Origin of the sequence: Microcystis sp. M_QC_C_20170808_M3Col (assembly GCF_007095505.1) — a bacterium.
Lineage (GTDB): Bacteria > Cyanobacteriota > Cyanobacteriia > Cyanobacteriales > Microcystaceae > Microcystis.
The window spans coordinates 1-7784 of sequence record NZ_SFBY01000456.1; the positions used below are offsets into that span (position 1 = coordinate 1).

The 7784-nt window shown below is 40.5% G+C and carries 8 protein-coding genes and 1 pseudogene; 6 read left to right on the top strand and 3 right to left on the bottom strand.

From position 1 onward, the window contains the following. Nucleotides 1-1025, top strand: a pseudogene (locus tag EWV84_RS20910) (RNA-guided endonuclease InsQ/TnpB family protein); the annotation flags it as partial. A 50-nt stretch (nucleotides 1026-1075) separates the two neighbouring features. On the opposite strand, the gene EWV84_RS20915 reads toward EWV84_RS20910, so the two are convergent. Beyond that, nucleotides 1076-1282: a type II toxin-antitoxin system Phd/YefM family antitoxin gene (locus tag EWV84_RS20915; protein WP_286827309.1), complete on the bottom strand. Its 207-nt coding sequence runs from the start codon at nucleotides 1280-1282 to the stop codon at nucleotides 1076-1078. A gap of 238 nt (nucleotides 1283-1520) precedes the next feature. On the opposite strand from EWV84_RS20915, the gene EWV84_RS20920 reads away from it, so the two are divergent. The 5 genes from EWV84_RS20920 to EWV84_RS20940 all read left to right on the top strand — a co-directional run bounded on the left by EWV84_RS20920 (nucleotide 1521) and on the right by EWV84_RS20940 (nucleotide 6834). Next, nucleotides 1521-1775 (top strand): ribbon-helix-helix domain-containing protein, encoded by a 255-nt coding sequence (locus EWV84_RS20920; protein ID WP_271972564.1) that lies wholly within the window; start codon nucleotides 1521-1523, stop codon nucleotides 1773-1775. 206 nt (nucleotides 1776-1981) lie between these two features. Next, nucleotides 1982-2275 carry a type II toxin-antitoxin system PemK/MazF family toxin gene (locus EWV84_RS20925; RefSeq protein ID WP_287079829.1) on the top strand — a complete coding sequence of 98 codons (294 nt, stop codon included), beginning with the start codon at nucleotides 1982-1984 and terminating at the stop codon, nucleotides 2273-2275. Nucleotides 2276-2775: 500 nt separating this feature from the next. Beyond that, nucleotides 2776-3153, top strand: coding sequence for a hypothetical protein (locus EWV84_RS20930; protein ID WP_287079825.1), 378 nt, complete (start codon nucleotides 2776-2778; stop codon nucleotides 3151-3153). A 10-nt stretch (nucleotides 3154-3163) separates the two neighbouring features. After that, on the top strand, nucleotides 3164-5962 hold the full coding sequence (locus EWV84_RS20935; RefSeq protein ID WP_287079827.1) for a caspase, EACC1-associated type: 2799 nt from the start codon (nucleotides 3164-3166) through the stop codon (nucleotides 5960-5962). 221 nt (nucleotides 5963-6183) lie between these two features. Further along, complete coding sequence (locus EWV84_RS20940) at nucleotides 6184-6834, top strand: TIGR04282 family arsenosugar biosynthesis glycosyltransferase (protein ID WP_287079828.1); 651 nt, start codon at nucleotides 6184-6186, stop codon at nucleotides 6832-6834. On the opposite strand, the gene EWV84_RS20945 is transcribed toward EWV84_RS20940, so the two are convergent. Further along, nucleotides 6796-7308, bottom strand: coding sequence for a L,D-transpeptidase (locus tag EWV84_RS20945; RefSeq protein WP_286827319.1), 513 nt, complete (start codon nucleotides 7306-7308; stop codon nucleotides 6796-6798). The genes EWV84_RS20940 and EWV84_RS20945 overlap by 39 nt on opposite strands. A 69-nt stretch (nucleotides 7309-7377) precedes the next feature. After that, a complete protein-coding gene (locus EWV84_RS20950) occupies nucleotides 7378-7707 on the bottom strand; it encodes a DUF6464 family protein (protein ID WP_287079831.1) in 330 nt (109 codons plus the stop codon). Nucleotides 7708-7784: the final 77 nt, after the last annotated feature.

Below are 7784 nucleotides of genomic sequence, written 5' to 3' on the forward strand. Positions count from 1 at the left end.
AAGTTTGCGGATGACCTTAACTCTACAGCCAGACAAGCATCAGCAGAACGGGCTTGGTCAGCTATTGCTCGTTTCTATGACAATTGTAAGAAAGGAATAAAGGGAAAGAAAGGCTATCCTAAATTCCAAAAGAATAATCGTTCCGTAGAATATAAACACTCCGGAGGTCAACTATCGGAGGATAGAAAGAAAATTACTTTTACCGACAAGAAAAACATCGGCACGGTTAAACTGAAAGGAACTAGAGACCTAAATTTCTATCCCTTAGACCAAATTAAACGGGTAAGGATTGTCAAACGTGCTGACGGTTATTATGTTTCTGCATTAATTTAAATGTTCGGGAATATGCAAAACCTCTTGAACCTACTAAAAAATGTGTAGGGTTGGATGTAGGTTTAAAAGTTTTCTACGCTAACAGTGATGGGGAAACGGTAGAAATAACGCAATTCTATCGCAAGGCAGAAAAAAGATTAAATCGTCTGAATCGGAAGAAATCTAAAAAGTTTAGAAAAGGTCAACCCCAATCAAACAACTACCAAAAAGCTAGAAAGAGATATGCTAGAAAGCATTTAAGAGTAAGTAGGCAACGTAAAGGCTTTGCCCAAAAAGAGGCATTGCGCGTCATTAAATCTAACGATTTTATTGCTCAGGTCGATTTAAATGTTAAAGGCATGGTAAAAAACTCTAAACTTGCTAAATCTATTAATGATGTGGCTTGGTCAACTTTTCGACAATGGTTAGAGTATTTTGGCTTTAAATACGGTAAGGCCACGGTAGCAGTAGCCCCCCATAACACGAGTCAAAACTGTTCTAATTGTGATCAAAAAGTAACTAAATCTCTATCTACGAGAACCCATATTTGTCCCCACTGTGGCTATGTAGAAGATAGAGATATTAACGCCGCTATCAACATTCTCAAAAAGGGACTAAGTACGGTAGGGCATACCGGAACCTTTGGGCTAGACCCAATAAACGCTTGGGGAGAGATTCCCTCTGGTTTGGTTGGATACGTCCTGCCAGATTAAGGAAACTCAGTGAACCAAGAATCCCTCGCTTTTAGCGACGGGAGTGTCAATCAACCGTTTACAGGAATTGCACAAAAGTGATGTCCTCTGTTCTCAGTGGTTCTAGGAGCATCAAAATCATCGGCTATCCCAACTTTTCCCGCAGCACTTCCGGGTTGAAGCGGTGGTTTCTTGGCTAACTTTACAGGACCTAATTTAACTACAGGTTCATTCTTTTTTGTGATGATAATTTCTTCACCTTTAAGTACAGCTTCCAATAACTCATTAAGTTAATTTTTTGCTGGTTTTAATTCAACTGTAGTCGTTGGTTTACCTGACTGTTCAACAATACAAACAAGCGATGGATTAAGTTATATCTATATCTTTACTTTTAATCATTATAGTTAACTTTTGAGGAGCGGTATCTTATCCGACAAAGCCCCGAACCTAAAAACCGAGGCGGGATTGTCATATGATAAATTATCATATAAATAATATTACCTTATCTCCTGACCCATGACCCAATCAAGCACCAAACAACGGATATCTATTACCGTCGATTCTAAATTGCTTCAAGATATTGACCAATTGACGGAGAATCGCTCTGCTGCTGTCGAAGAAGGATTGCGACTGTGGCACCGACAGCAGATAGAAAACCAGTTACGCACCTTCTACCAAACCCAAAAACCAACTGAACGGCAATTTGACCTGGACTGGGGAGAATTCGCCCAAACCCAAATGGAAGAAATCCTCGACCCGGAAGGACTCTAACATGGAAGATGACAATTATCCCCACCAAGGAGAGATGGCTCTTCGGTTTGTCTTATGCAATGGACGGGGTTATAAGGAATGAAACCCTTATAGAGACAGACATTACCGCAATTTTTGTCAATTGTTTGCGATCTGGAGCGAACTAATCAATTAATACCAAGTCCCGAAGAGCCGGAGAGATTTATTTAATTCGCGCCCTTAAAACCATAGGAGACACCAAAAAACGCCCCGCTGTTGTCGTTTCTATCAATGTCAGGAATCAGCTTTCTAGTAGTGTTTTGGTTGTTCCCTTGACCAGCGATTTAACCGGTGGAGAAACCCCAACCCGTATTTTGATCGAAGCGGGAGAAGGCGGACTCTTAACAGATTCTCTGGCCTTATGCGACAATATCTCAGCGATTCGCCAAGTTTATCTCGAACAAGGTCCCTATGGCGCAATTTCGCCTCAATCCCGACAACGAATTCAACAGGGAATTAAAATTGCGATCGCTATCTTTTAATTCCCTGTTTTATTGGGAAAGATAAAAGTTAGCCAACTTAATTCCCTGGGAAAAATTTGCAGCCTGTAGGTTGGATTGACGTAAGGAAACCCAACACACAATAATTGTTATGATTTCTTGGAGCAAGTTGAAAAATCGATCTTCTATGTTCAGCAACATCACAACATCAGTGAAGAAATCGGCACTCGGCAAGGGGCAGTATGAAATGGGATCACTTATTTAGATTTCAGATTCTATGCGGAATTATCGCCATTAGCCTGTAGTAGTAGTAGGGTTGACGGAAGGAAACCCAACACACAATAATTGTTATGATTTCTTGGAGCAGGTTGAAAAATCGATCTTCTATGTTCAGCAACATCAGAACATCAGTGAAGAAATCGGCACTCGGCAAGGGGTAGTATGAAATGGGATCACTTATTTAGATTTCAGATGCTATATGGTAAAATTTGCATAATTCAGTAAGATTAGTATTATCCTATATTATTTCAACTCAACTTCCTATGAGTAACAAATCTACGATTAAATTGCTGATCGCTTTTAACGATCCTAACCTGGAACCTGAAGAACGCGACAAACAAGTCCAAGTATTACTGACAGAACTAGAACAGGCAGATGAAGTTGAATCGGTTAAACGCATTCTTGATCCCAATCCTCCTGAAGGTAATAAGTCATTGGGCGGTTTTTTGGGTGGAATCTTAATGACCGAAGTTAACCCCGCTAATGGCAAAAAACTGTTAGGGGTTCTGGGCGATCGCCTGGGAGGTAAACCGATAGAATTGTCGGTAGAGGCCAATGGTCGCAAGTTGACGGTTAAAGCTCACAGTCGAGAAGAATTGGAAATGGCTATTAAAGCGGCTCAAGACTTTATCTCAGGTTAAAGAAGGTATTATGGCAAAATTTGCTTTGTTAATTGGTGTGAGCGAGTATTCCGAAGGATTGCGCCCAATTTCTAGTGCAATTCTAGACGTTGAAGCAATGCGCCGAGTATTAGAGCATCCAGACATGGGAGCCTTTGATCAGGTTACAGTTTTGCCTAACCCAGACAAAGGGAGTATGGAAAAAGCAGTTGAGGATTTATTTGCTAATCGACAGCGAGATGATTTGGTGCTTTTATATTTTTCTGGGCATGGACTTAAAGATCAAGATGCTAAATTTTTTCTGAGTACAAGAGACACTGGGTGTTATCAGAATGGAAATTTTTTTCGTGCAACAGCTTTACCGGCAAGTGAACTTCAAGAGTACATCAAAAATAGTCGTTCCAAAAGGCAGATAATTATTCTCGACTGCTGTTTTAGTGGCGCATTTGTTCAAGGCAAAGGAACACCTGTAATGGGAGTAATGGGAGAAATAGATATTCAAACTGAGTTAGGAGGAAGAGGAAGGGCAATTCTTACTTCTTCTAGCTCGATTGAGTATTCTTTTGAATCGGAGGATAACGACCTTTCTATCTACACAAGATATCTAGTCGAGGGAATTGAAACTGGTGCGGCAGACAGAGATGGAGATCAGAAAATTTCCGTTAACGAGTTGCATGAGTATGCCAGCGAACGGGTACAGGAAGCCGCCCCTGCCATGACTCCCAAATTTTATCTTTCTCTTGAAGGAGACGAGACTATTTATTTGGCCAGATCTCCTCTTGCTGCTAATGATCCTATATTTATTTATCGTGAGAAGGTTAGAGAAATTCTAGATGAATGGAGCAAGGAAAATATATGTAAAAAAAATTTTAATCGTGTAGAAAAAAACTGCCTACATGAACTAAGAAACGAATTAGATTTATCCTTAAATGAGGCAGAGATTATTGAACAAGAGAATCTTGCGCCATTCATAAAAAGATTACAAAATCTAACAGAGTACAAAGCAACTTTTAGAGAATTATTAGCTGATTCTATTTCAATAACAGAAGGAAACAGAAGGAGACTAAAAGAGTTACAAAGCCGTTACGGGCTGAGGGATGAGGATATTCAGGTGATTGAAGAAGAAGTGCAAAATGAGGTTTATCCCATTACTCCGACGATTCCAACAAGCACTTCTCCTTCTGCAAAAATTGCCCAAATTTTGCATTCTATAAAAACTTTAAAGCCCCAAAATTTCAAATTAAATCTGCCAGTTAGCATAGGAATACCATTAATAGCAGTTGTAGGTTTAATTGCCATTTATCGACCTGGTATTATTACTCGATTAATTCCATCTAATTGTCCAAAACAAACGGGCGACTTTATTAGTGAAGGAGAAGAAGTTCTTAATTACTCTCAATCGTTTAACAAGAAGAAAGGTGCAGAATATTTTGCACAGTGTGATTATCAAAAAGCCCTGTTAAGATTTAAGGACGCATGGCAACAGGATAGGCTAGATCCAGAAACGTTAATTTACTTAAATAATGCTTTACTAGAAGCCACTAAAAAGCCATATTACACCATTGCTGTTGCTGTTAGTATTCCCAAAAATCAAAATGACTTTAATGATGATGATGGTGATAGTCGAGCAAAAGAAATGTTACGAGGAGTAGCACAATTACAAACAAAAATTAATCTGGGACTTTTAAATGACAATGATCCATTCCTCAAGTATTTTCCAGATCAAAATTTTATCAATAAAAAAGCGATTAATGGTAAGGGATTAAAAGTTGTCATTACTAATGATGAAAATGACGAATTATTAGCCAAAAAGAGAGCAGCATCTCTTTCCCAGAGTCCTGAAATTTTAGGAGTTGTTGGTCACTATCCCAGTGAAATGACTGTGGCAACGGTGGATATTTATAAGGAAAATAATTTAGTTTTGATTTCTCCCGGATCAACGACTAGCGAGCTTACTAAATACCCCAGAAAAAATTTCCTGCGAACTGTTTGTTCCAGCGAGCAACAATCTCCTGCCATTGCAAAATTTTTGCAAGAAAAGTCTATTAAAAAAGTGGTGGGCTTTTATAGTGAAGGAAGTCCATTTAGTGAATCTTTTTTTAATAGTTTTAAAACTATTTTTACACGCCCTCCATTCTCTGGAACTGTAGTAAAATTAGATGAATTTGATCTCGGAAATAATTTTAAGGCAGAAGAAGCCATCCAAGAGTTACGACGACAGAAAGAAGAAAAAATAACAGAAACAATAGGGCTTGTACTATTCCCAAAAGCGATTGGCGATGCTCAAGGCGATGCAATTAGACTTATAAAACTTAATAATAGTCAAAATTGGGTTATCGGATCATGGGGGCTTCGTAGTTCTCGTACCTTAGAACAAATTGACAACCTACAACCTTTTCAAAAGTTTGTTATTGCGGTTCCTTGGGATTCTTTAACCAGTCCTAACAAGAATTTTCTTAAGGATGCTAAAATTTTATGGACTACAACTTCTGTTAATGCAATAACAGCCCTATCCTATGATGCAACTCTTGCTCTAACAAAAGCTCTAGAAAAGGAAAATACTCCAACAAGAATTAATATCCTTGAACACTTAAAGTCTCCTGATTTTCTTGTCACTAAAGGTGCAACTGGGACAATTAAATTCGATGAAAATGGCGATCGCAAAAAAATCGATGAAAATGGCGATCCCCAAAATCCCTCCGTAGAATTTGTTCACATTGTGGAGTGTCGGACACTAAGTTCAGATTTTGCTTTTGTCCCAATCAAGTATCCTACTGCTAAAGATGCTGGTTTATCCTGTTTAAACTCACCCAAAAAGCCTAGTCCCTAGCTAATTAGGTTTTGCTGAAAAAGTCTGAAATGCCGCTAGGAAAAAGGTTTCGACTCAATAAAGCGATCGCTGCCATCGTACCTACGTTCATCTTATATTTAATTCCACCCACCCACTTGCAATAATCTATATTAAGCCAATAAAGCCTGTTTTATTGGGTTTCCTGCCTCCTATTGACAGTATGCTAAAACTAATAATTAATATCATCGTCGCAATCACTCGTGGACTGGAGACAACAACTGATTATTTTTACCCGTTATCCGGAATTGGGGAAAGTAAAAACCCGGATGATTCCAGCTTTGGCAGCCGAGGGAGCCGAGGAATTGCACCGCAAACTGGCCGAATATACTCTCGGTAAATTAGCAGGTTTAGGGAATTTTCTCTCCCTGATCATTTACTACCATGGCGGCAGCGAGGAGAAAATGCGTACTTGGTTAGGTGTGCATTATTGCTATCATTCTCAACGGGGAAAAGACTTAGGAGAAAAGATGCAAAATGCTTTTGCCGATGGTTTTGCTCAAGGGATGACAGCGATCGCTATTATTGGCACAGATTGCCCAGAAATCGGGGAAAAAGAGATTTTAGCAGCCTTTGAGGCCCTAAAAACCCACGATATGGTTTTAGGACCGGCGTTAGATGGAGGATACTACCTAATTGCTTTAAAACAGGTCTTTCCAGAGCTTTTTAGCGATATTCCCTGGGGAACGGGGGAAGTCCTGGCAAAAACTCAGACAATCGCCGCTAAACTGGCTTTAAAAACCGCTTATCTGCCTAAATTAGCCGATATTGATCGCCCGGAAGACCTGCCTATCTTAAAAAAATACCTGCCGGAATTAAGGTTGAACGATGACGGGGGTTCCCATGCGGACTAAATCAAACAACACTTTTACATCCCGATTCCGCATCCGCACACAACCATGGGAAGCGGCGCTACCGAGGGAATTTTCCGCGGGGGTCCCGTGAAAACCGATGGAATTTTTGCCGTCAGTCCAAAAACCGATCCATCTTTCCCCTAAGGGACTATTGGCACCGGGGGTGCTGACTTTGCCTGTCCAGGGACTTTTCCAGACGGGATTGCGAACTAATTCCCGCACCTCAAATTTACCAGTGGGGGTTTCCCAGCCTTTTTTGCCGACGGCGACGGTAAATTGTGCTAAAACTTGCTTATCTTGATAAACGTAAACTTTTCTCTCTTTCAGTTTTAGGACCAGATGGGTAGCGAGAGTTTGATTGGCTGCCGTATTCGGGGTGACGGTGCTGATTTGGTTAGCTTGGGCCGGATATACGGGTAAACAAGTTAATCCTAATCCGATGATTAAGAGGGTCAAATTTCGTTTGAACGCCATTTTTCCCACACTCCTCAATTGCTATAGCGATAATTTTTAAGGATAGCAAATAGGGAACTTTTTGGAAATTCAAGCCGTCCACGCTGTGCCAGTTTTAGCTTCGTACTGCCGACAACCTTCACAAGGACCTGGGGGATTAACCGCACAACGCAAATGGGGGGAATACGCATTAAAACGACAACTAAGATCACCGATAAAGGCCGGTTTATTTTCTGTCTCTAGAGGTATTGACAAAAAATCACTGGCCATCACCGCACTGTATTCGTGACGATGGCGAATCCCTCTCAAACGGTTGCTTAATCTCTGTTGGGATCGGTTAATTAACCAGAGACTAACGAGAGAGGGAAAGAGAGCGAGGTTGACATCCTCGCCGCCGTAAAACGGACGGCGATTCCTCACCACGCCACTTTTTTAGGGTGGTCGCGTCAATGGGGTTGACGCAGATAGCGAAAAACGCTTAATTGCTTAAGTCTGAC

Bases quoted from the DNA above. Each gene is read 5' to 3' on its own strand.
- EWV84_RS20920 (WP_271972564.1), top strand. From the start codon at position 1,521: ATGACCCAATCAAGCACCAAACAACGGATATCTATTACCGTCGATTCT.
- EWV84_RS20930 (WP_287079825.1), top strand. From the start codon at position 2,776: ATGAGTAACAAATCTACGATTAAATTGCTGATCGCTTTTAACGATCCT.
- EWV84_RS20935 (WP_287079827.1), top strand. From the start codon at position 3,164: ATGGCAAAATTTGCTTTGTTAATTGGTGTGAGCGAGTATTCCGAAGGA.
- EWV84_RS20945 (WP_286827319.1), bottom strand. From the start codon at position 7,308: ATGGCGTTCAAACGAAATTTGACCCTCTTAATCATCGGATTAGGATTA.